General features: G+C 64.3%; 18 protein-coding genes and 1 pseudogene. 6 read left to right on the top strand and 13 right to left on the bottom strand.

Annotated elements, in window-relative coordinates; all coding sequences use genetic code 11:
- The first annotated feature begins 30 nt into the window (after nucleotides 1-30).
- Nucleotides 31-903 carry a LysR family transcriptional regulator gene (locus FIU28_RS12105; protein ID WP_143573209.1) on the top strand — a complete coding sequence of 291 codons (873 nt, stop codon included), beginning with the start codon at nucleotides 31-33 and terminating at the stop codon, nucleotides 901-903.
- Nucleotides 904-1,326: 423 nt separating this feature from the next.
- On the opposite strand, the gene FIU28_RS12100 is transcribed toward FIU28_RS12105, so the two are convergent.
- Nucleotides 1,327-1,713, bottom strand: coding sequence for a DUF302 domain-containing protein (locus FIU28_RS12100; protein ID WP_143573207.1), 387 nt, complete (start codon nucleotides 1,711-1,713; stop codon nucleotides 1,327-1,329).
- A 314-nt stretch (nucleotides 1,714-2,027) separates the two neighbouring features.
- Here FIU28_RS12100 and FIU28_RS12095 point away from each other — a divergent pair.
- Together FIU28_RS12095 and mgtA are read left to right on the top strand one after the other, a co-directional pair.
- Nucleotides 2,028-2,691 (top strand): annotated as a pseudogene (locus FIU28_RS12095) (VIT1/CCC1 transporter family protein).
- 48 nt (nucleotides 2,692-2,739) lie between these two features.
- Entirely contained in the window at nucleotides 2,740-5,328 is a 2,589-nt protein-coding gene (gene mgtA / locus FIU28_RS12090; protein ID WP_143573205.1) for a magnesium-translocating P-type ATPase, read from the top strand.
- Nucleotides 5,329-5,416: 88 nt separating this feature from the next.
- Here mgtA and FIU28_RS12085 read toward each other — a convergent pair whose 3' ends face one another.
- The 7 genes from FIU28_RS12085 to guaB form a co-directional block, all read right to left on the bottom strand.
- On the bottom strand, nucleotides 5,417-6,238 hold the full coding sequence (locus FIU28_RS12085) for a LysR family transcriptional regulator (RefSeq protein WP_143573204.1): 822 nt from the start codon (nucleotides 6,236-6,238) through the stop codon (nucleotides 5,417-5,419).
- A gap of 28 nt (nucleotides 6,239-6,266) precedes the next feature.
- The gene (gene guaA / locus FIU28_RS12080) at nucleotides 6,267-7,877 is read right to left on the bottom strand and encodes a glutamine-hydrolyzing GMP synthase (protein ID WP_143573203.1); all 1,611 of its coding nucleotides are present in this window, start codon (nucleotides 7,875-7,877) and stop codon (nucleotides 6,267-6,269) included.
- Between the two features lie 182 nt (nucleotides 7,878-8,059).
- A complete protein-coding gene (locus FIU28_RS12075) occupies nucleotides 8,060-9,367 on the bottom strand; it encodes an RsmB/NOP family class I SAM-dependent RNA methyltransferase (protein ID WP_143573202.1) in 1,308 nt (435 codons plus the stop codon).
- Between the two features lie 38 nt (nucleotides 9,368-9,405).
- Entirely contained in the window at nucleotides 9,406-9,756 is a 351-nt protein-coding gene (locus FIU28_RS12070; RefSeq protein ID WP_143573201.1) for an MAPEG family protein, read from the bottom strand.
- A 216-nt stretch (nucleotides 9,757-9,972) separates the two neighbouring features.
- Entirely contained in the window at nucleotides 9,973-10,998 is a 1,026-nt protein-coding gene (locus FIU28_RS12065; protein ID WP_143573200.1) for an NADP-dependent oxidoreductase, read from the bottom strand.
- A 96-nt stretch (nucleotides 10,999-11,094) separates the two neighbouring features.
- Complete coding sequence (locus FIU28_RS12060; RefSeq protein ID WP_143573199.1) at nucleotides 11,095-11,718, bottom strand: hypothetical protein; 624 nt, start codon at nucleotides 11,716-11,718, stop codon at nucleotides 11,095-11,097.
- 164 nt (nucleotides 11,719-11,882) lie between these two features.
- Entirely contained in the window at nucleotides 11,883-13,370 is a 1,488-nt protein-coding gene (gene guaB / locus FIU28_RS12055; RefSeq protein ID WP_143573198.1) for an IMP dehydrogenase, read from the bottom strand.
- Between the two features lie 348 nt (nucleotides 13,371-13,718).
- On the opposite strand from guaB, the gene FIU28_RS12050 reads away from it, so the two are divergent.
- Nucleotides 13,719-15,194: a DHA2 family efflux MFS transporter permease subunit gene (locus tag FIU28_RS12050; protein WP_143573197.1), complete on the top strand. Its 1,476-nt coding sequence runs from the start codon at nucleotides 13,719-13,721 to the stop codon at nucleotides 15,192-15,194.
- Nucleotide 15,195: 1 nt separating this feature from the next.
- Here FIU28_RS12050 and FIU28_RS12045 read toward each other — a convergent pair whose 3' ends face one another.
- Both FIU28_RS12045 and FIU28_RS12040 read right to left on the bottom strand, forming a co-directional pair.
- Complete coding sequence (locus tag FIU28_RS12045) at nucleotides 15,196-15,906, bottom strand: RlmE family RNA methyltransferase (RefSeq protein ID WP_143573196.1); 711 nt, start codon at nucleotides 15,904-15,906, stop codon at nucleotides 15,196-15,198.
- 65 nt (nucleotides 15,907-15,971) lie between these two features.
- Nucleotides 15,972-17,048 (bottom strand): Ppx/GppA phosphatase family protein, encoded by a 1,077-nt coding sequence (locus FIU28_RS12040; RefSeq protein WP_143573195.1) that lies wholly within the window; start codon nucleotides 17,046-17,048, stop codon nucleotides 15,972-15,974.
- A gap of 219 nt (nucleotides 17,049-17,267) precedes the next feature.
- On the opposite strand from FIU28_RS12040, the gene FIU28_RS12035 reads away from it, so the two are divergent.
- Nucleotides 17,268-19,640: a xanthine dehydrogenase family protein molybdopterin-binding subunit gene (locus FIU28_RS12035; protein WP_143573194.1), complete on the top strand. Its 2,373-nt coding sequence runs from the start codon at nucleotides 17,268-17,270 to the stop codon at nucleotides 19,638-19,640.
- A 241-nt stretch (nucleotides 19,641-19,881) separates the two neighbouring features.
- Here FIU28_RS12035 and FIU28_RS12030 read toward each other — a convergent pair whose 3' ends face one another.
- The 3 genes from FIU28_RS12030 to FIU28_RS12020 all read right to left on the bottom strand — a co-directional run bounded on the left by FIU28_RS12030 (nucleotide 19,882) and on the right by FIU28_RS12020 (nucleotide 22,048).
- Nucleotides 19,882-20,319, bottom strand: a complete 438-nt coding sequence (locus FIU28_RS12030; protein WP_143573193.1) for a DUF1489 family protein — start codon at nucleotides 20,317-20,319, stop codon at nucleotides 19,882-19,884.
- Between the two features lie 37 nt (nucleotides 20,320-20,356).
- On the bottom strand, nucleotides 20,357-21,298 hold the full coding sequence (locus FIU28_RS12025) for a hypothetical protein (protein WP_143573192.1): 942 nt from the start codon (nucleotides 21,296-21,298) through the stop codon (nucleotides 20,357-20,359).
- Nucleotides 21,299-21,391: 93 nt separating this feature from the next.
- Nucleotides 21,392-22,048, bottom strand: coding sequence for a glutathione S-transferase family protein (locus FIU28_RS12020; RefSeq protein WP_143576156.1), 657 nt, complete (start codon nucleotides 22,046-22,048; stop codon nucleotides 21,392-21,394).
- Nucleotides 22,049-22,159: 111 nt separating this feature from the next.
- Here FIU28_RS12020 and FIU28_RS12015 point away from each other — a divergent pair, with 111 nt between their 5' ends.
- Nucleotides 22,160-22,840 carry a DUF599 domain-containing protein gene (locus FIU28_RS12015; RefSeq protein ID WP_143573191.1) on the top strand — a complete coding sequence of 227 codons (681 nt, stop codon included), beginning with the start codon at nucleotides 22,160-22,162 and terminating at the stop codon, nucleotides 22,838-22,840.
- Nucleotides 22,841-23,019 lie beyond the last annotated feature (179 nt).

Genomic DNA, 23,019 nt, shown 5'->3' with positions numbered 1-23,019 from the left:
CACGCTTATCGTTCTGTTTTATAGAACGATATGAAAAACCTGAATTTCAACCACCTTCGGTATTTCTGGGCGGTCGCGCATGAAGGCAGCCTCACGCGCGCCGCCGAACGGCTGAACCTGTCGCAATCTGCGCTATCGGTGCAGATCCAGAAACTTGAACATCAGATCGCTCATCCATTGTTCGAGCGCGTGGGCAAACGCCTCGTTCTGACCGAGGCCGGCCAGATCGCGCTCGACTATGCCGACACTATCTTCCAGGCAGGCGACGAGTTGATGAGCACCCTCGACGGACGCCCACTGGCAAACCGCCAGGTCTTGCGGGTCGGCGCGCTGACGACCCTGTCGCGCAATTTCCAGCTCGAATTCCTGCACCCCTTGGTCGGCCGTACCGACGTGGAATTGATCGTGCGTTCCGGAACCATACGCGACCTTCTGGCGCAGCTTGAAGCGCACGCGATCGATGTGGTGCTGTCCAACAGCGCCGCTCCTAGGGACGCACGCGCGCCGTTTCGCAACCATCTCCTCAACGAACAGCCCGTCAGCCTGGTCGGGCGGCCGAGACCTGGCAAAGCGCCGTTTCGCTTTCCAGAAGATTTGCGCAGCGAGCCGATCCTGCTTCCCAGCCTCGACAGCGACATCCGGATCGCCTTCGATCGACTTCTTGAACTGGCGGGCATACGCCCCATCATCCTGGCCGAAGTCGACGATATGGCGATGCTTCGCTTGTTGGCCCGTGAGCGCGAAGGCGTGACCCTGGTGCCACCGATTGTGGTGCGGGATGAACTCGAATCCGGCGCTCTCGTCGAGCACTGTCGTATTCCCCATCTCTCCGAGAGCTTTTATGCCATCATCCTGAACCGACGGTTCCCCAACCAGCTTCTGGCCGAACTACTGGCGAGATAGGACAGCGGATTACTCTGTCAGACCAGGATCACCGCGCCGATCACGCGCCTTGGCGCCGGACCGGATTTGCCGGATGGGTCTGGATTATTTCCATTCTTACATTCAAGAACACCATAACCATTGAAATTGATGAGACAAATCTGGCCACAGACGGGCAGATGCCGACCGCGAGGCCGTCAAAAATCTACGCTTTTGATTTCATTGGGAAATCACCCGAGAAAATATTCTTACGGTTCCAGCATCTATCGGGGTCGATTGCCCCCGGAAGCCCGATTAGCAGTGGTAATTTGTCGACCGCGAGGACCGAAAAAGTACCGTCACGCACGTTTCGATAGCAGGCTCTGCTGGCCGATGTCATCTTCCGTACTATCAAATTGGACGCGGTCTGAAACCTGATTGCTGCCAACGACCCGCCACAAGCACCTAGATCGCGGCAACCGCGTCGGCCAGCAGATCCCGCACCTGCCTCGCAACGCTGATGAGTTCAGTGTTCTCGATCGCTTGCATCGAGGCTACCGGATCGACGGCGCTGACTTCAACGCCGCCCTCAACCTCCCGCAGGATGACGTTGCAGGGAAGCATCGCGCCTACCCGCGGTTCGATGCCGATTGCCTGATGCGCCATCTTTGGGTTGCAGGCGCCCAGAATTCGGTAACCCTTCATCTCGATATCGAGCTTCTTTTTCATCGTCGCCTTGACATCGATTTCGGTCAGGACGCCGAAGCCATGGTCCGCAAGCGCTTTTCGCGCGCGAGCGTCGATGTCGTCGATGCCCGCCTCGGAGATCATCCGATTGATTGTGTAGCTCATAGATCATCCACTTCCAGGTTGGCCGGATGCTGCAGTCGCAAATCCGATGCGACGTCTTGTTGACAGCTTCCCTTGCGCTCTTCCGTTCAACGCCGACACCGCCGAAATCGGCATTTTCTACATAAGACCTGCTCTTGCGGGCCTTTTGCACATCGGCTGCCGAAGTGACGAGCTGCCACAGTAACATCCAAGCTCTTTATGCCCGACCGATGAATCGGCTCCACGATCACCTTTTCGTTTCCAACTCCCCTGTTCTGGCTATCAAAGCACACGCCCGAGGCGTAATATTATAGCAATAATACTTGGGACCTGACATGTCGCGCCTAAATACGCATCCCGCATCTCATCTCGTCTCGCGCATCGGCTGGCTGCGGGCGGCAGTGCTGGGTGTGAATGACGGCATCGTCTCGACCGCAAGTCTAATCGTCGGCGTGGCGGCGGCCTCGGCCGCGACCTCCGAGGTGCTCGTGGCGGGCGTGTCGGGACTTGTGACAGAGCGCCATGTCGATGGCGGCAGGCGAATATGTCTCGGTCAGCTCGCAGTACGACACAGAACAGGCCGACCTTTCGCGCGAGCGCGCCGAACTCGCCACCCAGCCCGAGTTCGAACGCGAGGAACTGGCGCGAATCTACATCGACCGCAGCGTGTCGCCCGATCTGGCGCAACAGGTCGCGGACCAGTTGATAGCCAGGGACGCTCTGGGGGCCCATGCCCGCATCCAGGCGGCACTGACCTCGGCCGCGACCTTCGCCGTCGGGGCCGCAATGTCATTGGCGATGGTTCTGCTGATACCACGATCCGCGCTGGTGGTAGGAGCCACCGTCGCTTCTCTCCTGTTTCTGGCCCTGCTCGGCGCGATTGGCGCGCGCGCGGGCGGTGCAAATGTGATGGAGGCGACGCTGCGTGTGACCTTCTGGGGCGCGCTTGCCATGACGTTGACGGCGGGGACCGGTGCGCTGTTCGGAACCGTGGTTTGATCGCGTCTCCGCGCCGCAGCGACCCATCCCGGATGCTGGGGGCAGCCCATGGCAGACGCAGCGCGTGACGCGAGGTACTGGAACGAGGACCCCACTGCCCTGGCCGCGTCTCTGGGCGCGGGACCGGGCGGTCTCACGTCGGATCGGGCGGCATCGCAGCTTGCAACCGTGGGCCCCAACAGCGTCGAGGATGCGCCGCGCCTGAGCGCCCTGCGCCTTATGCTGCGGCAGTTTGAAAGCCCGCTCGTCCTGATCCTGGCCTTTGCGGCGGCCATTTCCCTTGTTCTTCAGCAATGGGTGGATGCGGGGATCATCCTGGCCATTGTACTGGGCAGCTCGCTTCTCAGTTTCTATCAGGAGTACCGGGCCTCGACGGCGGTCGAGGAATTGAAGAAACGCCTCGCGCTGACGGCACGCGTCCTGCGCGACGGGGCGGAACAGGTGCTGCCGGTGACGCAGATCGTACCCGGCGACGTGATCCTTCTGGCGGCCGGAAATCTGATCCCCGCCGATGGGATCATCCTTGAGACGCAGGATTTCCTCGTCAGCGAAGCCAGCATGACGGGCGAGTCCTTTCCGGTCGAGAAGCGGCCCGGCGTCGTCGCCCCCGATGCCGCGCTTGCCGAAAGGACGAACACCGTATTTCTGGGCGCCTCGGTGCGCAGCGGCACGGCGAAGGTCATGGTCGTTCGGACCGGTCACCGGACGGAATTTGGCGCCATTGCCGCGAGGTTGCGGGCGCGCCAGCCCGAAACCGACTTCGCGCGCGGTGTTCGGCAGTTTGGCTATCTGCTGATCCGCGTGATGGTGATCATCGTCCTGTTCGTCCTGACGGTGAACCTGCTGCTCGACCGCCCGGTGATCGAGTCGCTGCTCTTCGCGGTGGCCTTGGCCGTCGGACTGTCGCCCGAACTCCTGCCTGCGATCATCAGCGTGACGCTCTCCGCCGGCGCACGCGCCATGAGCAAGCGCGGGGTGATCGTGCGGCGTCTCGATGCCATCGAGAACTTGGGCAGCATGACCGTGCTGTGTACCGACAAGACTGGCACGCTGACCGAAGGCACCATCGTGCTGAGCGAGGTGCTGGATGCGGCGGCCCAGCCATCGGACGAGTTGCGGCGGCTCGCCTATGTCAATGCCGCGCTCGAGACAGGGATCGAGAACCCGCTGGATGCCGCCATTATTGCTGCCGGTGCATCGGCCGGACTAACGACCGCAGGACTGACCAAGATCGACGAAATCCCCTACGACTTCGTACGCCGCCGCTTGACCATCGTGGTGGCTGAGAGCGCCGACCCCGGAAATCACCTGATCGTCACCAAGGGTGCATTCTCGAATGTTCTGGACAGTTGCACGGCGTTCGAGCGCGATGGCGCCGAGGTGCCGCTGGACCAAGTTGCGCGCGCAAACCTGGACGCCGTGTTCAAGGCAAAAGGCGAAGAGGGTTTCCGAGTTCTCGCGCTGGCCACACGCCGCGTTGCCGCCAAGTCCGACTATGACCACGACGACGAGCGCGACATGGTGTTTCGCGGCTTCCTCGTGTTCCTCGATCCTCCGAAGCCCGAAGCGCGGGAAACGATCGGGAACCTCGCCCGGCTCGGCATCGCCATCAAGGTGATCAGCGGCGACAACCGCCATGTCACCGCGCACATGGCCCAGGCGGTGGGGCTGGACGCCGCGTCAATGCTGACAGGCGAGGATCTGGCGGGGATGAGGGACGAGGCGCTGTGGCACCTCGCGCCGCGCACCGACCTCTTTGTCGAGATCGACCCGCAGCAGAAGGAGCGCATCGTTCGCGCCTTGCAGCGCACCGGCCATTCGGTCGGCTATCTGGGCGACGGCATCAACGACGCGCCAGCGCTACACGCCGCCGACGTGGGCATCTCGGTTGCCGAAGCCGTCGACGTCGCCCGCGAGAGCGCCGACATCTTCCTGCTCAGCCGGGATCTGGACGTGCTGCGCCAGGGTGTCGAGGACGGGCGTCGCACCTTCGCCAACACGCTCAAGTACATCTCGATCACCACCAGCGCGAATTTCGGCAACATGATCAGCATGGCGCTGGCTACGCCGCTTCTGCCCTTCCTGCCGCTGGCGGCCAAACAGATCCTGCTCAACAACTTCCTGTCAGATCTGCCTTCGCTCGCGATTTCCAGCGACAATGTGGACCCCGAGCGCGTCTCCAGCCCGCAGCGTTGGAGCGTCAAGGATATCCAGAGATTCATGATTGTATTCGGCCTGATCAGCTCGGTCTTCGACCTGCTGACCTTCGGCGTCCTGCTCTACATCTTTCAAGCCGGCCAGGCGGCCTTCCAGACCTCGTGGTTCATGATCTCGCTGCTCACCGAGCTGGCGGTGGTGCTCGTTCTGCGGACCCGCAAGCCTGCCTTCAGCAGTAGCCCAAGCCGGTTGCTGCTGTGGTCAACCCTTGTTGTCGCGGCCGCGACGTTTGCGGTTCCGTTCCTCGGCGAGGCAAGTGCGCTGTTCGGCTTCGTGCCGCTTTCGACTATGGAACTGGCTGCTGTGGTGGCGATCGTCGGTGGCTACATCGTGGCAACGGAAATGGCAAAATCGTGGTTCTTCGCGCACGAGTCGGCCAGACCTTTCCGCTCTGCGTCCAATGCTGGCGGGCGCAGCTGACCCAGATCGACGAACGCGCCCGGCAAGGCGTAGCGACTGTTCCCTTGGCTAGCCCGACGTGTGAAAAGCCCCTGCCTACAGGGGGAAGTCAGGCTGCACGGCCCATGGAGGCCCAATCTTCAAGGACGAGGCGGAGGGCGCCCTGGCGCACCTGCGACAGAACATAAGGCTCTGGCAGGTAAGCCAGCCCCGCACCGGCCGCCGCCAGCGCGACGGCGAAGGGCGTGTCGTCGATGGTGATTGCGCCCGGGACGTCGAGCGCGAACGTCTCCTCGCCGCGCTCAAAGTCCCAATGGTAGATGCGATCATTGCCAAGCCGGATGCGGTGGTAACGATGATTGAGCAAATCATGAGGGTGCAGAGGAACGCCGTGCTTCTCCAGATAGGCCGGAGCGCCTGCTACCACCCACCGCATTTCGGCCGAAAGCCGTTGCGTCACCATGTCCTCAGGCACCGTGCCACCGTAGCGGATACCGGCATCTGCCCCCGCCTGCACGACGTCCAACAGATGGTTGGAAACCTGGACATCGATTTCGATGTCCGGGTAGCGCTCGACGAACACGGGAAGAACCGGGGCGAGCAGAAGCGCACTGGCATGCTGCATGACGTTAAGGCGAATACGGCCAATCGGTTCGTCGCGATGCCGGTCGAGTGCCAAGGCTGCGCCTGCGATTGCCTCGAATGGCCCCACCAGCGCGGCAAAAAACTCCTCGCCAGCGGCCGTGAGGGTGACGCTCCTGTTGGTCCGGTTGAGCAGACGGACGCCGATCCTCGCTTCCAGGCTCTTGAGAGCATGGCTCAATGCAGAGGCACTGACACCGAGCTCCAGCCCGGCGCGACGAAAGCTGCGATGCCTCGCGATCGCAAGGAAGTAGTTGAAGTCGGCTAGATCGGCTCGGCTGGTCGACATGGACGAACCCTGCTCGCTTCGACCGGCCTCACTCCCACTCGATCGTCCCGGGCGGCTTGCTGGTGATATCATACACCACGCGGTTGACGCCCTTTACCTCGTTGATGATGCGCGTCGCGGTCTCGCCGAGGAACTTCATGTCGAACGGGTAGAAGTCCGCGGTCATGCCGTCGGTGGAGGTCACCGCGCGCAGGCCGACGACGAATTCGTAGGTGCGGCCGTCGCCCATCACGCCCACGGTCTTCACCGGCAGCAGCACCGCAAAGGCCTGCCAGATCTTGTCGTAGAGGCCGGCCTTGCGGATCTGGTCGATATAGACCGCGTCGGCATTGCGCAGGATGTCGAGTTTTTCGGAGGTGATCTCGCCGGGGCAGCGGATCGCGAGGCCGGGACCGGGGAACGGATGTCGGCCGACGAAGATTTCCGGCAGGCCGAGCTCGCGCCCGAGCACGCGGACCTCATCCTTGAACAGTTCGCGCAAGGGCTCGACCAGCTTCATTTTCATGAAGTCCGGCAGGCCGCCGACATTGTGGTGCGACTTGATGGTCACCGACGGGCCACCGGTGAACGACACGCTCTCGATCACGTCGGGATACAGCGTGCCCTGCGCGAGATAATCCGCGCCGCCGATCTTCTTGGCCTCGGCATCGAACACGTCGATGAACAGGCTGCCGATGATCTTGCGCTTCTGCTCGGGATCGGTGACCCCTGCAAGCTTGCCGAGGAACAGTTCTTCAGCCTGCACGTGGACCAGCGGGATGTTGTAGTGGCCGCGGAACAGCTCGACGACGGTCTTGCCCTCGTCCTTGCGCAGCATGCCGTGGTCGACGAACACGCAAGTAAGCTGGTCGCCGATCGCCTCGTGGATCAGCACCGCCGCGACAGCGGAATCGACGCCGCCGGACAGACCGCAAATGACGCGGCCGGTGCCGACCTGGGAGCGGATCTTCTCGATCGCTTCCTCGCGGAACGCGCGCATGGTCCAGTCGCCGGTGAGGCCGGCGACCTTGCGCACGAAGTTGCGGATCAGCTTGGCGCCGTCCGGCGTATGCACCACTTCGGGGTGAAACTGCATCGCATAAAATTTTCTGACATCATCGGCGATCACCGAAATCGGCGAGCCCGGCGCCTTCGCCACGGCGCGAAAACCTTCCGGCAGCGTGGTGACGCGGTCGCCATGGCTCATCCAGACGTCATATTGGCCGCCCTTCTCCCAGACGCCGTCGAACAGCGCGCAGTCGTCCGTGATCTCGATCTTGGCGCGACCGAATTCGCGGTGATGACCGGCTTCGACGGTGCCGCCGAGCTGCTGCGCCATGGTCTGTTCGCCGTAGCAGATGCCGAGCACGGGAATGCCGGCATTGAGGATCGACAGCGGTGCGGCGGGAGCGTCATGGTCGAGCACCGAGGCCGGGCCGCCGGACAGGATCACGGCCTTGGGCTTCATCTCGGCGAAGGCGGCTTCGGCCTTGTTGAACGGCACGATCTCGGAATAGACGCCCTCCTCGCGCACGCGGCGCGCGATTAGCTGCGTCACCTGCGAGCCGAAATCGACGATCAGAATCTTGTCATGGATGTCCGCGGCCACATGCGGCGACGGATCGGACGGCGATACGGAAGTGTTGCTGGGGGCTGTCATAGCGAGCCATTACGCGACTCCCGGCGGCGTCGCAAGCCCGGAAAGCCGGCAGATGGCAGCCCTGCACCGCCCTATCCCCCGTCATTGCGAGGAGCCCTTGCGACGAAGCAATCCAGTCGTTGCCGAGCTCGTGGCTCTGGATTGCCGCGTCGCTTCGCTCCTCGCAATGACGGGGATGGGCCTTAATCGGCCTTCTTGCGCGCCAATACCGAGACGAAAAACCCGTCCGTGCCGGTCCGCCGCGGCGTCATCAGCAGGCCTTCCGGGCTCTGGTAGGTCGCGGCGGCAAAGGCTTCCGCCTTGTCCCACAGCACCGAAATCACCTGCTCGGCCGGCACCACGGAAAAATCCGGGTGACGGGCAAGGAAGCCGCGGATCTGCTCGTTGTTCTCCTGCGGCAGCACCGAACAGGTGATGTAGGCGATGCGGCCGCCGGCCTTCACCAGAGGCACCGCGCGCTCCAGCACCTCGATCTGGTCCTTGATCCGGACCTCGAGCGCGCCCGGGCGCATTCGCCACTTGGCATCGGGGTTGCGGCGCCAGGTGCCGGTGCCGGTGCATGGCGCGTCGATCACGACGAGATCGGCCGAGGCGTGGATGTCGGACAATGTGTCGTCCGGGCCCTTCGGGGTGCGGATGTCGCAATTGTGCACGCCCGCGCGCGACAGCCGCTCATGGATCGGCGCGAGCTGGCGCTTGTCGCTGTCGGTGGCGATCAGCCGGCCCTTGCCCTGCATCATCGCCGCCAGCGCCAGCGTCTTGCCGCCGGCGCCGGCGCAGAGGTCGATCACCTGCTCGCCGGGCTTGGCGCCCGACAGCTGGGCTGCGAGCTGCGAGCCCTCGTCCTGCACCTCGATGGCGCCCTTGATGAAATCTTCCTCGGCATGAATGCCGGGATTGCGGGCATCGGCGCCGAGATCGATCCGCAGCCCCATCGGCGACCACGGCGTCTCCACAGCGCCGAGATGCTTGACCGAGCCCAGCACCTTCTCGCGCTTGGCCTTCAGCGTGTTGACGCGCAGATCGAGCGGCGCGCGGCTGGCCATCGCGGTGGCTTCGGCGACGCGGTTGTCACCGAACACGGCGGTCAGATGGCCGTCGAGCCATTCCGGGTAGTCGCCGGCAATATGCGCCGGGGCGTCATCGACCGTGCGCGACGACAGTGCGGCTAGCTCGGCGTCGCTCAATGGCTCCGGCGAGAACCGGCCGCCATCGCACAATGCGGCGATCGCCTCGACGTCCATCTTGCGCTCGGCCTTCAGCATGCCGAGCACGCGGGCGCGCGGCGTGTCGCTGTTCATGATCCAGGCGCTGGAGGCGCGACGGCGCAGCACGTCCCACACCAACCCGGCGATGCCGGCGCGATCGCCGGAACCGGCGTAGCGGTGCGCAGTGCCCCACTCCTTCAGCGCCTTGGCGGCGGGCACGCGCTGGGTGTCGATGGCCTCGATCAGTTCGATCGCGGCGGAGAGTTTTGCGGCGGGAGTCATGGCAGTCTTTCAACAATGAAGAAGGAGCGGCGCGCGCTTCAGATCAGCAACAGCATGCGCAGCGCGAAGTAGAACCACATCGCCAGCAGCACCAGGGCACCGGCCAGCCAAGCCTGCGAGCGGCTGTTGCCCGCGACATAAATACCGGCGTGCAGGAAGCGCGTCACGACGAACACCCAGGACAGGCAGACCAGCACCAGATCGATTTTTCGCAACGGCAGGCCGATCGCGATCAGTGCATAGAACAACAGATCGAGCTGCGAGGCGTGATTGGTGGCCTCCGACGCCTCATTGCGCGTCGCCGCCCCGCCCCGTCCGGTCCAGAAAAAAAGTCCGAGCGTCAGAAACACCAGCACGAAGACCGGCAGCAATACCATTTGAACCGTCATCGACATCTCTCCTGCGCGGCGAAGCGCGAGCTATAGACCCCGCGCCGGCGGATGACAATTCGAGGCGGCCCCCACGCCGGCCTTCCCCGTCATTGCGAGGAGACCTTGCGACGAAGCAATCCAGTTCTTCGCTTGTGGCCTTCTGGATTGCCGCGTCGCTTCGCTCCTCGCAATGACGGAGGAGAGGCCGGCAGGTGACGACGACAGCGCTCGGCGTTAAACTTTGTCCGGCCCGACGCGCACCAGTTGCTTGCCGAAATTCTTGCCCTTGAGCAGGCCCATGAAGGCCTCCGGCGCGCTGTCGAGGCCTTCGGTGACGAACTCCTTGTACTTCACCTTGCCCTCCTTTACCCAGACCGACATGTCGCGCAGGAAATCGCCGCGGCGACCGGCGAAGTCGCTGACGATGAAGCCGCGGAAGGTGAGCCGCTTGGTGAGAATGGTACGCATCATTTTGCCCGCCCATTTCGGCGTGGTATCGGCGGTGTCGCTGTAGGAGGCGATCAACCCGCACACCGGAATACGCGCAAAGAAGTTCAAGAGCGGAAACACCGCTTCGAATACCTCGCCGCCGACATTCTCGAAATACACGTCAATGCCGTCGGGGCATGCCGCCTTCAGCTTGGCGGCGAAATCCGGATCGCGGTGATCGAGGCAATCACTGAAGCCGAGCTCGTTCTTGACGTAGTCGCACTTTTCCTTGCCGCCGGCGATGCCGACCGCGCGCGCCCCCTTGATCATAGCGATCTGGCCGACGGCTGAACCGACAGCGCCCGAGGCTGCAGCAACCACCACGGTCTCGCCGGCCTTGGGCTGGCCGATATCGAGCAGGCCGGTGTAAGCCGTCATGCCGGGCATGCCGAGAATGCCGATCGCGGTCGAGATTGGGCCGAGCGAGGGATCGATCTTGCGCAGAATATTGCCATCGACCACCGAATAGGTCTGCCAGCCGGAATGCGCCAGCACGAGATCGCCCTTGGCCACGGCGTCGCTGTTCGACGCCATCACTTCGCATACGGTGCCGCCTTCCATCACGGCATCAATCGCCACCGGCGCTGAGTAGGACGCGGCGTCATTCATGCGCCCGCGCATATAGGGATCGAGCGACAGCCAGATCGTACGCAGCAGCACCTGGCCCTCGCCCAGCTCCGGCATCGCGTAGTCCTCAAGGCGGAAATCCGACGGCTTCGGTTCGCCATGCGGACGGGCGGCCAGAACGATGCGCTTGGGAGATGCGGTCATGAGATTTCCTCGGAGGTTTCTTGTTGATCGTTGCTCGAGATTACAAAAACGCGGCGCGCAAAAATCGCGCGCCGCGGGGTCGTCGTCAATATCGGTTCAGGCGGTGATCTTCGCCAGCACGGCATCGAACGCGGTGGTCGCGGCCGGCAGATCCTTGAAGGTCTTGATCTCGCGCGAAGCCTGCGCGTCTTTCTCGGCGACGGCCGGATCGATCGGCGTGAACGACTCGCCGCCTTCAACCATGCCCTTGGGGCCGCCGACCAGAAATTCATGATCCTCGACAGGCTTGTCCTTCTCGAGCCAGACGCCGAGCGTGGCGATGCTGTTGCCGCGCCGGTGCGAGATGTAGCGATCGATCGCCACGCTGCCGTCACGCTGGCTGCCGCCGAGCTTGGCGAAACCCTTGGCGTCGAGCAGCTTGTGCGACTTGAAGCCCTTGACGCCGACCGACGCCGCCTTCGCGGTCTCCTCGGTGAGGTCGTATTTCTCGGCCATCGCCTTGCCGACCACGGCGAGTTCGCCCGCCATGTCGTGCTCGAACTGCTTGCTCTCGGTGCGCGGCTGGCCGGCCTTGCGCGGCTTGTTGGCCTGGCGCTTCTCGAGTTCGGCGGTGCACTGCGCGACGATCTCGGCGACGTCCTTGCGCTCGGCGTTCGCCAGCAGGTTTTTCAGATCCGGGGTGGAAAGCGCGGCGACGCGCTCGTCTGTCCAATCGACCATAATATCCAACGTTCTCTTCTGACGATGGCGAGAGGGTTCTCGCAAAACCGCGTCACCCGCCCGTCAAAATCGAGGGGCGGCCGGCTGCGCCAGGGGCAGCGCGCGTGACACGGGAACTCTAGCGCGTTTTCGCGCTCAAGTGGGGTTATCTTTGGGCAAAGGCCTTACACGCCGCCGGGATAGTTCGGGCTTTCGCGGGTAATGGTGACGTCATGCACGTGGCTTTCGCGCAGCCCCGCGCTGGTGATGCGGACGAACTCGGCCTTGTTGTGAAACTCGGTGAGGTCCTTGGCACCGACATAGCCCATGGCCGCGCGAAGACCGCCGGCGAGCTGGTGCATCACGTTGCCTACCGGGCCCTTATAGGCGACCTGGCCCTCGACGCCTTCCGGCACCAGTTTCAGCGAGTCCTTGATGTCCTGCTGGAAGTAGCGGTCGGCCGAGCCGCGCGCCATCGCGCCGACCGAGCCCATGCCACGATAGGCCTTGTAGGACCGGCCCTGCCACAGAAACACTTCGCCGGGCGTCTCGTCGGTGCCGGCCAGCAAGGAGCCGACCATCGCGATATCGGCGCCGGCGGCCAGCGCCTTGGCGAGATCGCCGGAGAACTTGATGCCGCCATCTGCGATCACCTGGATACCAGCCTTCTTGGCGGCTTCCACCGCATCCATGATCGCGGTGAGCTGCGGCACGCCGACGCCGGCAACCATGCGGGTGGTGCAGATCGAGCCCGGGCCGATGCCGACCTTGATGGCATCCGCGCCGGCATCGATCAGCGCCTGCGCGCCCTCGGTGGTGGCGATGTTGCCGGCCATCACCTGTACCGCATTCGACAGCCGCTTGATGCGCTGCACGGCTTCCAGCACGCGCGACGAATGACCGTGTGCGGTATCGACGACAATGATGTCGACGCCAGCATCGATCAGCCGCTCGGTGCGCTCGAAGCCGCCCTCGCCCACCGTCGTTGCCGCGGCAACGCGCAGCCGGCCCTGGGAATCCTTGGACGCCAGCGGATGCGCGACCGCGTGCTCCATGTCCTTGACGGTGATCAGGCCGACGCAGCGGTATTGATCATCGACCACCAGCAGCTTCTCGATGCGGTGCTGGTGCAGCATGCGCTTGGCTTCGTCCTGGCTGACGCCTTCGCGCACGGTGACGAGGTTCTCATGCGTCATCAGTTCGGAGATCTTCTGCCGGGGGTCCTTGGCGAAGCGCACGTCGCGGTTGGTCAGGATGCCGACCAGCTTGCCGGGGACGCCCTTGCTGGCGCCGGTCACGACGGGAATGCCGGAGAAGCCATGCTCGGACATCAGCGCCAGCGCATCCGCGAGCATCGCATCGGGGCCGATGGTCAACGGATTGACCACCATGCCGGATTCATACTTCTTCACCTGGCGGACCTGCGCAGCCTGGCCCTCGACGTCGAAATTGCGGTGGATGACGCCGAGACCGCCGGCCTGCGCCATGGCAATCGCCATGCGGGCTTCGGTGACGGTGTCCATCGCCGAAGCCATGATCGGGATGTTCAGCGGAATGGTCTTGGTGGCGAAGGAGCGGATGTCGGCATCGGACGGCAGGATGTCGGACAGGCCGGGCTTCAGCAGCACGTCGTCGAACGTGTACGCTTCGCGAATTTTATGAACCACCGCCATTGCCAACTCCATCTGCGGCTGACTTGCCGCGCTAAATACCTTGGGATGAGCCAATTGGCCGGCGATGCGGAGCATCGTCGTCGAATCGAAGCCCATCAGTAGGGTTGGCGGTGGTCGATAGCATGCTGCGCTGCGAATTAAAAGCGTCTGGCTGCCATGCGCCCGATTTTGAGAGGGGGGCGACAGCCCCGGCCTGCCCACCGCCTGGCTGCGTTCACGCAGCCGTTAGCCGCCTGACGCCCGTGACCGGTGGCCGCGTCCCCCGCCGGATGTTAAAGCCCGGCCGCGCCCTCCTGAAGAATCGCCGGATCCACTCGCAACGCGAGACGCCGGGAACAAAGAATTCTCATGAACAAAGAACGCCTGATCCCGCTCATCGTCGCATCCGCGTTGTTCATGGAGAATATGGATTCCACGGTGATCGCGACCTCGCTGCCGGCGATCGCGGCCGACATCGGCACCAGCCCGCTGACGCTGAAACTGGCGATCACCTCCTATTTGCTCTCGCTGGCGGTGTTCATCCCCGCCAGCGGCTGGACCGCGGACCGCTTCGGCGCCCGCACCGTGTTCTCGATCGCCATCGCGGTCTTCATGGTCGGCTCGATCGGCTGCGCGCTGTCGCAGAACGTCACCCACTTTGTCATCGCGCGCATCCTGCAGGGCATGGGCGGGGCGATGATGACGCCGGTCGGCCGCCTCGTGCTGCTGCGCTCGATCGACAAGGCCGGGCTGGTCAATGCGATGGCGTGGATGACGATGCCCGCGCTGATCGGACCCGTCATCGGCCCGCCGCTCGGCGGCTTCATCACCACCTATTTTTCCTGGCACTGGATCTTCCTGATCAACATCCCGATCGGCCTGCTCGGCATCTATCTGGCGCAGCGCTACATCGATCCGATCCGCAGCGACGATCCCGAGCGCTTCGACCTGTGGGGCCTGATCCTGGCGGGCGTGGGCCTCGCCGGCATCGCCTTCGGCGGCTCGGTCGCGGGGCTCGGCCTGCTACCCTGGCCGATTGTCGTGGCGTTGGTCGGCATCGGGGCGGCATCGATGACGATGTACGTGCTGCACGCCCGCCGCACCTCATCGCCGGTGCTGGATTTCTCGCTGCTGCGGCTGGCGACGCTGCGCGCGGCCATCATCGGCGGCTTCCTGTTCCGGCTGGGCATCGGCGCGTTGCCGTTCCTGCTTCCGCTGTTGATGCAGGTCGGTTTCGGCCTGTCGCCGTTCCGCTCCGGCCTCGTGACCTTCGGCTCGGCGGTCGGCGCGATGGGCATGAAGGCACTGGCGGCGCGCATCATCCGCACCTTCGGTTTCCGCAACGTGCTGACGATCAACGCCGTGGTCAGTTCGGTATTTCTCGCCGCCTGCGCGCTGTTCACGGTGCAGACGCCGCTGCTACTGATCCTGGTGCTGCTGGTGGTCGGCGGCTTTTTCCGCTCGCTCGAATTCACCGCCATCAACACGGTGGCCTATGCCGAGCTAGAGCCATCGCAGATGAGCCGCGCCACCACGCTGGTCAGCGTCAACCAGCAACTGGCGATCTCCGCCGGTGTCGCGGTGGGCGCGGCCTGCGTCGAATCCAGCATGGTGCTGAACAAGATGACCGAATTGTCGGCCGGCGACTTCGCCCCGGCCTTCATCGTGGTGTCGGTGCTGTCGGCGGCCTCGGCCTACTTCTTCTGGCAGATGCCGGACGACGCCGGCCACGAGATCTCCGGCCGCAAGGTGATCGACATCGCCAGCCGCAAGGGCGCCGAGAAGGCCGCGGTCAAGGCGGGCAGCGAGGGCACAGAAGAAGCGCGGGACCAGAAGCTGGGGTAGTCTACTCCTCGCTTTGCCCCATGCGCTTTTCGCCGGCGATACCGCGAAAGCCCAACGCCAACACATAGCGCTCGGAAGAATCCTTGCGGCTGGAGGCCGGCTTGACGTGCTTCACCGAGGTGAAGTCCCGCTTCAACTGGTTCATCAGCGTGGCATCGGCGCCGCTCTGGAACACTTTGGCGACGAAGGTGCCGCCCGGCTTCAGCACGTCGGCGGCGAAGGCCGCGGCGTCCTCGACGAGGCCGACGATGCGTAGCTGGTCGGTCTTGCGGTGGCCGGTGGTATTGGCGGCCATGTCGGACAACACGACATCGGCCTTGCCGCCCATCATCTCGAACAGTTTGGCCGGCGCGCCGTCGTCCAGGAAATTCATCTGCGCGAAGGTGACGCCCGGAATGTTGGGCATTTCCAAGAGGTCGATGGCGATCACCTGGCCGCGGCCCTCGGCCGAGCCGATACGCTTGGCAGCGATCTGGCTCCAGCCGCCGGGGGCGGCGCCAAGGTCGACCACCGAGATGCCCGGCTTGAGGAAACGGTATTTATCGTCGATCTCGATGATCTTATAGGCCGCGCGCGAGCGCAAGCCGTCGCGCTTGGCCTGCTGCACATAGGGATCGTTGAGCTGGCGCTCCAGCCAGAGTTTCGAGGAGTGCTTCAGCCTGCCGGCGCTCTTGACGGTGACGTGCAGCCGTCCGGTGGTGTCTTTGGCCATATCGTGGTGCTTGCTTTCGGGTTCCGGCGTTCTCTAGCACACCGGGCCGGAAAAGGGGCATCCGATCAGGCGACCCGGATCGCGCCGTCCTCGCGCATCATTTCGACCAGCATGCCCTCGCGCAGGCCGCGGTCGGCGACCCGCAGCCGCGGCAGCCGGAACAATTGCCGGATGGCGTCCAGAATCGCACAGCCGGCCAGCACCAGATCGGCGCGTTCCGGGCCGATGCACTGGTTAGCGGCGCGCTCGGCAAAGCTCATCGACAGCAATTTGGCGATCGTCGCGTCGAGATCGGCCTCGCCGAGCCAGACACCGTCGATGCGGCGGCGGTCGTAGCGCGGCAGATGCAGGTGCACGCCGGCCAAAGTCGTCACCGTTCCGGACGTGCCCAACAGATGCATGCCGTGGAGGTCGTCGCCATGTGCCGCCGCGAACGGGGCGACGTGCTGAGCGACGTCCTGCACCATCAGCGCATAGGATTCCTTGGTCACATGCTGGCCGCCGAACTTTTCCGCCAGCGTCACCACGCCAAGCGGGATCGACATCCACGCCTTGATCTCCGGCCGGGCGTCGGGATGTACGGGATCGCGCGCGATCCGCACCAGTTCGCTGGATCCGCCGCCGATGTCGAACAGGATGGCGCCCGTCGCCGCGGCATCGAGCAGCGGCGAGCAGCCGATCACAGCCAGCGAGGCTTCGGTCTCGCGATCGATGATCTCCAGCGTGATGCCGGTGTCGCGCGCCACCTGGGCCAGGAAATCGTCGGCATTGGACGCCGCGCGGCAGGCCTCGGTCGCGATCAGCCGCAACCGCTGCGCGCCGCGCTGCTGGATCTTGTCGCGGCAGATCGAAAGTGCCGCAACCGCCCGCGCAATCGCCGCCTCGCTGATGACGCCGGTGAGCGAGACGCCCTCGCCGAGCCGGATGATTCGAGAAAACGAATCGATCACGCGAAAATTATTGTCGCCGGTGGGCTGGGCGATCAGCAACCGGCAGTTATTGGTCCCGAGATCTAGCGCGGCATAGATACTGCCATTCACGTCCCGGCCAGGGGCGGCCATGCCGCCAGTATCCTGCACAGCCAAGTCCTGCGCATGCCCGCGCGGCACCGGGCCGTCGCGAAGCCGCGTGTCATCCGTCATTCCGTCTGCTTTCCGCGGCCATACCGGCCGGCTTGGAAATATCCTTGGAAACATCCATTCACGGAAAGTTTAGCAGGGCACAGGGGCAGCGCAACCACCGCACAGCCCCATGACCAATCATACATTGTCGCGGCGGGGCCGCTGCTTTATCTCAGAGCGTCCGTTGGGGCGCCAAACCGGGCGAAACCCCGCGAAAAACGACATTTGATGGATTTGGCAATGCAAAATCATACCGGCTCGCCCGTCGACAACTCCATCGCCATGCAGAAATACGGCGTCGGCCAGCCGGTGCGCCGCAAGGAGGACGACACGCTCGTCCGCGGCAATGGCAAATATACCGACGATTTCAACCTGCCCGGCCAGTTATACGCCTGGATCGTGCGCAGCCCACATGCCCACGGCCTGATCCGCGGCATTGACACCACGGCGGCCCGGGCGATGCCCGGCGTGCGCGGCGTCTGGACCGGCAAGGACCTGGAAGCGGCCCATTACGGCCCCTTCACCTGCGGCCTGCCGCTGAAGAACCGCGACGGCTCGGCCCTGCTGCAGACCAACCGCACCGCACTGATGACCGACAAGGTCCGCTTCGTCGGCGATCCCGTCGCTTTCGTGGTGGCGGATACCGTGGCGCAGGCGCGTGACGCCGCCGAAGCGGTCGAGCTCGACATCGAGGCGCTGCCCGCCGTGACCGATTGCGAAGCCGCAACCCAGCCCGGCGCGCCGCTGTTGTGGGATCACATCCCGAACAATGTCGCGCTGGATTTCCACTATGGCGACACCGACAAGGTCGAGGCCGCCTTCGCCGGCGCCGCGCATGTGACGAAGCTCGACATCACCAATACCCGCGTCGCCGTGGTGTCGATGGAGCCGCGCTGCGCGCTGGCGTCCTATGACAAGGCCGGCGAGCGCCACGTCATCCAGGTTGCGACCCAGGGGGTCTCCGGCAACCGCAATACTCTCGCCAAGCTGCTCAACGTGGCGCCCGACAAGGTGCGGATCCTGACCGCCAATGTCGGCGGCTCGTTCGGCATGAAGAACATCAACTATCCCGAATATATCTGCATCCTGCATGCCGCCCGGGAACTGGGAAAGCCGGTGAAATGGCTGGAGGAGCGCTCCTCCAGCTTCCTGTCCGACAGCCAGGGCCGCTCGCAGGACATCCATGCCGAGCTGGCGCTGGATGCCGACGGCAAGTTTCTCGCGGTGCGGCTCAAGGGCTACGGCAATCTCGGCGCCTATATCAGCGGCGTCGCCCCCGGCCCGCTCTCGCTCAACACGGCCAAAAACCTTGCCAGCGTCTACAAGACGCCGCTGCTGTCGGTCGACATCAAATGCGTGCTGACCAACATGACCCTGATGGGCGCCTATCGCGGCGCGGGCCGTCCCGAGGCCAATTTCTACATGGAGCGATTGATCGATCGCGCCGCCGAGGAGATGGGCATCGACCGTCTCGCTTTACGCAAGCGCAACTTCATCAAATCGTCGCAGATGCCGTTCGCCGCGGCGTCCGGCGTCACCTATGACAGCGGTGATTTCGGCGGCGTGTTCGCCAAGGCGCTGGAAATGTCCGACCATGCCGGCTTCGCCAAGCGCAAGAAGGACAGCCGCAAGGCCGGCAAGCTGCGCGGCATCGCGGTGGGCTGCTATCTTGAAGTGACCGCTCCGCCTTCACCCGAACTCGGCAAGGTCACCTTCAACGCCGACGGCACGGTGACTCTGACCACCGGCACCCTTGACTACGGCCAGGGCCACGCCACGCCGTTCGCCCAGGTGCTCTCATCGCAGCTCGGCGTGCCGTTCGACTCGATCCGGCTCGAACAGGGTGACAGCGACCTCGTCCGAATGGGCAACGGCACCGGCGGCTCACGCTCGATCACCGCCACTGGCCAGGCAGTCGTCGAGGCCTCAGCGCTGATCATCGCCAAGGGCAAGGCAGCCGCCGCGCATCTGCTGGAAGCCTCCGAAGCCGACATCGAATTCAAGGCCGGCCGCTTCACCATCGCCGGCACCGACCGCTCGATCGACATCATGGAATTGTCGAAGCGCCTGCGCGACGGCCAGCAACCGGACGGCGTGCCCTCCTCGCTTGATGTCGACCATGACGGATCTGTCGTGCAGTCGACGTTCCCGAACGGCTGCCATGTCGCGGAAGTCGAGATCGAGCCCGACACCGGCGTCATCAAGATCGTCAACTACACCGGGATCAGCGACTTCGGCACCATCGTCAATCCGATGATCGTCGCCGGTCAGTTGCACGGCGGCGTCGCCCAGGGCATTGGCCAGGCCTTGATGGAAGAGGTCAGCTACGATTCCTCGGGCCAGCCGATCACCGGCTCGTTCATGGATTACGCCCTACCCCGCGCCGGCGACATCCCGTTGATGAAGACCGGCGACCATCCGTCACCGGCGACGTCAAATCCGCTGGGCACCAAGGGCTGCGGCGAAGCCGGCTGCGCCGGCAGCCTCGCGGTTGTGGTCAACGCGGTCGTGGATGCGCTGTCGGAATATGGCGTCACCCACATCGACATGCCGCTGACCCCGGAACGCATCTGGCGCGCGATCGAGGACGGCAAGAAGACCAAGGCGGCGTAAGTATTCCTATGTGAAGCGAGGGCGGCCGTAGAACCCCTCCCCCTTGCGGGGAGGGTCGGCCGAACGAGCGATGATGCGATAGCATCATCGGGAGTGGAGGCCGGGGTGGGGGTGCCACGGACGACGTAGCTTGTGGCTACCCCCACCCGACCCGGCTTCGCTACGCTTCGCCGGGCCACCCTCCCCGCCTAGCGAAGCTTCGCTTTGCAAGGCGGAGGGTAAGATCAGCGCTCCGCTGCTGCTACAGCAGCCCCAATTCCCGCAACTCCCGCCGCATCGGCTCGGGCATCGCCTCGATCGAGGCAGCGGCCTTGCCGAGATCCGGCGGGGCGTCGCCCATCGCCAGATAGCGCCAGCCCTGGAACGGGCGCAGCGGGCGCGGCGACACCGAGAATACCTTCGGCTCCATGCGCAACCGGCAGCGGTTGATGCCGGCGCCATCGCGGAACGGCTCGATCGCGACCAGCTTCTGGCGCACCGCGATCTCGCCCTTTATCACCCAGTAGATCGAACCGCCATCGAGCAACTCGGCGTCGCGCTTGGGCACCATGCGGGTCACATGGGTGTGGTGCAGCGGCACGCCGGCCTTCTTCGCCATGGCCAGCCGATCGGCGACCCAGCCCTTGAATTCCTTGATCGATTCACAACCGACGGCGAGCTTGATGAGATTTAGCGACATGGGCCTGAGATGGTCATGAAACGGGGGATGACAAGCCTCAATTATCCGCCCCGGCCGGCGCCGGCGCAAGCTGCACCGGGCCGGTCTGCACAGGACGCGGCGGCTTCGGCGCCGGCGGCTTCTTCGGCGCGGCGGGCGCCGCCGCCTGCGCGTTGGCGGCAGGCGACCGCGGCGCATTGATCGGCGGCTCCGGTGTCATGATATTGACCGGCGGGATCGAGGCCGAAGTTGGAAAATCCGCCGTGGTCGGCTTCCCGGTCGGCATCGACGGCGGAAGACCGGACAGCGTGACGACGCCGGGAGCCGTCGCCGTCGGCATATTCCAGCCGGGTGCATAGCGCGCAATCAGAGTGTCATAGCTGCGCTGCTCCATATGGGCGGCGATCTCGTCGTGATTGGTCAGCGAGGCATAGGCCGGACACGCGCCGATCTGGCAATTGTCCCGGGCCAGCAGCAGGTGGCCGATCAGCCCGAAGCGGTCGCGCTCGATCGACCGGCGCAGCGATGCCAGTTCAGGGGTCATGACCTTGTTGGCGGCGGTTACGTCGCCAAAAGAGACCAGCCAGGCGAGGCGCGCCGCCGCGTAGGACACCGCCGCGGCAGCGTTCTCGGGAGAACCAAACAGCACCTTCTCGCAGGCGGCCAGCACGGCGTCGCCGGCGAGATCGTCTAGGCAGGACAGCGCCGGCAGCGACGCCATCGCCGGCGGCGGTTCAGGCGCAGCGGCCTTGACGTTACTGGCGACACTGGCCGAGCCCTGCCCGCCTGCCCCATAGCTGCGAATCGTGGCGGCACTGGCCACCGCCATGGCGAGCAGGGTAATCACCGCCAGCGCGCCATTGGCGACGGACTTTTCGGCGCGCAGCAGCGTGATCGCCACGATCAGACCGAAGAACGCCGCGACGGCAATCGTCAGCCACATCGGAAAGCTCGGCGAGCGCCAGAGTTGTTCGAGCGAAGTCGCCCAGGCCCAGTTCATCGAGTGTCCCCGCTCGTGACAGATCAAGTGTGGCTGCCATGAACCCGCAATATGCTGATGTTATGGCGAAGCCGTCGTTGCCGTATGCAGCACTCAGTCCTGCTCGAAGCGCGGGATCAGAAGCGTCTCCGCCAGGCCTTCCTGCGTCCATTGCCGGAACGCCGGCAAAGCCTGCATCGTCTCGACATATGCGCGCGACGCCGGCGCAAGCTCGATCGCGTAGGTCAGAAACCGCTGCACCACCGGCGCATACATCGCATCTGCCCCGCTGAAGTCGCCGAACAGATACGGCCCGACATGGCCGTAGCGGGTCTGGCATTCGGCCCAGATCTGCTGGATGCGCGCGATATTGGCTTCGGCATCCGCCGACGGCGCCTTGGCCTGCACCGGCCGATGCAGGTTCATGCCGCATTCGTTGCGCAGCGCCATGAAACCGGAATGCATCTCGGCCGAGATCGCGCGCGCATGCGCGCGGCGGGCGCGGTCCTCGGGCCACAATTTAGCGTCCGGGAAACGCTCCGCGGCATATTCGATGATCGCCAGCGAGTCCCAAACCGTGACGTCGCCATCGACCAGCACCGGCACCTTGCCGGACGGCGTGAAGCCGAGAAGGCGCGCCTTGTCTTCCGCACCGTTATAGAGCGGGATCATCACCTCTTCGAAGGCAATGTTGGCAGCCTTCAACGCGAGCCACGGCCGCATCGACCACGACGAATAATTCTTGTTACCGATCACCAGCGTCAATGTCATCATGCCCTCCTGCGCGTGCAACGTTGCCACGCAAGGTCCCCTGCAATCAAGCCGCGCCGGTTGCCGCGAATCCGCGTGCGTGGCACATTCACGCTTTGGCAAAGGCACTAAATGGTCAGTTATTCCTGGGTCGATGTCGTGGCGGTCGCGTTCTTCGCGATCGAATGGACGACTTATGCGATCACGCTGGAGCAGTCGGCCTATGGCCGCGACAGCCTGTCGTCACGGATGCATGTCTACCGCGAGGTCTGGATCCGCCGGCTACTGGAACGCGACGTTCGTATCGTCGATACCCACATCATGACCTCGCTGCAGAACGGCACCGCCTGGTTCGCCTCCACCACGCTGATCGCGATTGGCGGCGCGCTGGCGCTGCTGCGCGCCACCAACGAGGTGGTGCCGATGCTGCAGAGCCTGCCTATCTTCTTCGACGCCTCGCCGGCGCTGTGGGAAATCAAGTGCCTCGGCCTGGTGCTGATTTTCGTCTATGCGTTTTTCAAGTTCGCCTGGTCGTACCGGCTGTTCAACTACGTCGCGATCCTGATCGGCGCGATGCCGCTGGCCGCCGAGCGAGACACGCCGGAGGCAGAGAAGCATGTGATGCGAACGGTGCGAATGTTCGGCGCAGCCGCGCGCCACTTCAACCGCGGCCAGCGTGCGTTCTTCTTTGCGCTCGGCTATCTCGGCTGGTTTCTCAGCCCCTGGGTGTTCCTGGTCACCACCGCTGCCGTGGTGACCGTGACGTGGCGACGCCAGTTCGCCTCCAACGCGTGGCGGGCGATGGAGCCATAGCGATCGTTTTACACCTCTCCCATAGGGAGAGGTCGGATGTTTGAGCGAAGCGAGAACATCCGGGTGAGGGGTTACGGACTATCGAGAGCGCACAGCCCCCTCACCCGGATTGCTCCGCAATCCGACCTCTCCCCGGTGGGGAGAGGTTTTGAGCGTCGCGGTCGGAGACGAGCCATAGA

The sequence above is a fragment of the Tardiphaga sp. vice154 genome (assembly GCF_007018645.1).
In the GTDB taxonomy this organism is placed as follows: domain Bacteria; phylum Pseudomonadota; class Alphaproteobacteria; order Rhizobiales; family Xanthobacteraceae; genus Tardiphaga.
The sequence above is the reverse complement of the archived record's forward strand: the minus strand, read 5'-3'. Positions and strand labels throughout refer to the sequence as shown.

Excerpts from the sequence above, each read along its gene's own strand:
- FIU28_RS12105 (WP_143573209.1), top strand. The coding sequence starts at position 31 with ATGAAAAACCTGAATTTCAACCACCTTCGGTATTTCTGGGCGGTCGCG.
- FIU28_RS12100 (WP_143573207.1), bottom strand. The coding sequence starts at position 1,713 with ATGAGCTACACAATCAATCGGATGATCTCCGAGGCGGGCATCGACGAC.
- mgtA (WP_143573205.1), top strand. The coding sequence starts at position 2,740 with ATGGCAGACGCAGCGCGTGACGCGAGGTACTGGAACGAGGACCCCACT.
- FIU28_RS12085 (WP_143573204.1), bottom strand. The coding sequence starts at position 6,238 with ATGTCGACCAGCCGAGCCGATCTAGCCGACTTCAACTACTTCCTTGCG.
- guaA (WP_143573203.1), bottom strand. The coding sequence starts at position 7,877 with ATGACAGCCCCCAGCAACACTTCCGTATCGCCGTCCGATCCGTCGCCG.
- FIU28_RS12075 (WP_143573202.1), bottom strand. The coding sequence starts at position 9,367 with ATGACTCCCGCCGCAAAACTCTCCGCCGCGATCGAACTGATCGAGGCC.
- FIU28_RS12070 (WP_143573201.1), bottom strand. The coding sequence starts at position 9,756 with ATGACGGTTCAAATGGTATTGCTGCCGGTCTTCGTGCTGGTGTTTCTG.
- FIU28_RS12065 (WP_143573200.1), bottom strand. The coding sequence starts at position 10,998 with ATGACCGCATCTCCCAAGCGCATCGTTCTGGCCGCCCGTCCGCATGGC.
- FIU28_RS12060 (WP_143573199.1), bottom strand. The coding sequence starts at position 11,718 with ATGGTCGATTGGACAGACGAGCGCGTCGCCGCGCTTTCCACCCCGGAT.
- guaB (WP_143573198.1), bottom strand. The coding sequence starts at position 13,370 with ATGGCGGTGGTTCATAAAATTCGCGAAGCGTACACGTTCGACGACGTG.
- FIU28_RS12050 (WP_143573197.1), top strand. The coding sequence starts at position 13,719 with ATGAACAAAGAACGCCTGATCCCGCTCATCGTCGCATCCGCGTTGTTC.
- FIU28_RS12045 (WP_143573196.1), bottom strand. The coding sequence starts at position 15,906 with ATGGCCAAAGACACCACCGGACGGCTGCACGTCACCGTCAAGAGCGCC.
- FIU28_RS12040 (WP_143573195.1), bottom strand. The coding sequence starts at position 17,048 with ATGACGGATGACACGCGGCTTCGCGACGGCCCGGTGCCGCGCGGGCAT.
- FIU28_RS12035 (WP_143573194.1), top strand. The coding sequence starts at position 17,268 with ATGCAAAATCATACCGGCTCGCCCGTCGACAACTCCATCGCCATGCAG.
- FIU28_RS12030 (WP_143573193.1), bottom strand. The coding sequence starts at position 20,319 with ATGTCGCTAAATCTCATCAAGCTCGCCGTCGGTTGTGAATCGATCAAG.
- FIU28_RS12025 (WP_143573192.1), bottom strand. The coding sequence starts at position 21,298 with ATGAACTGGGCCTGGGCGACTTCGCTCGAACAACTCTGGCGCTCGCCG.
- FIU28_RS12020 (WP_143576156.1), bottom strand. The coding sequence starts at position 22,048 with ATGACATTGACGCTGGTGATCGGTAACAAGAATTATTCGTCGTGGTCG.
- FIU28_RS12015 (WP_143573191.1), top strand. The coding sequence starts at position 22,160 with ATGGTCAGTTATTCCTGGGTCGATGTCGTGGCGGTCGCGTTCTTCGCG.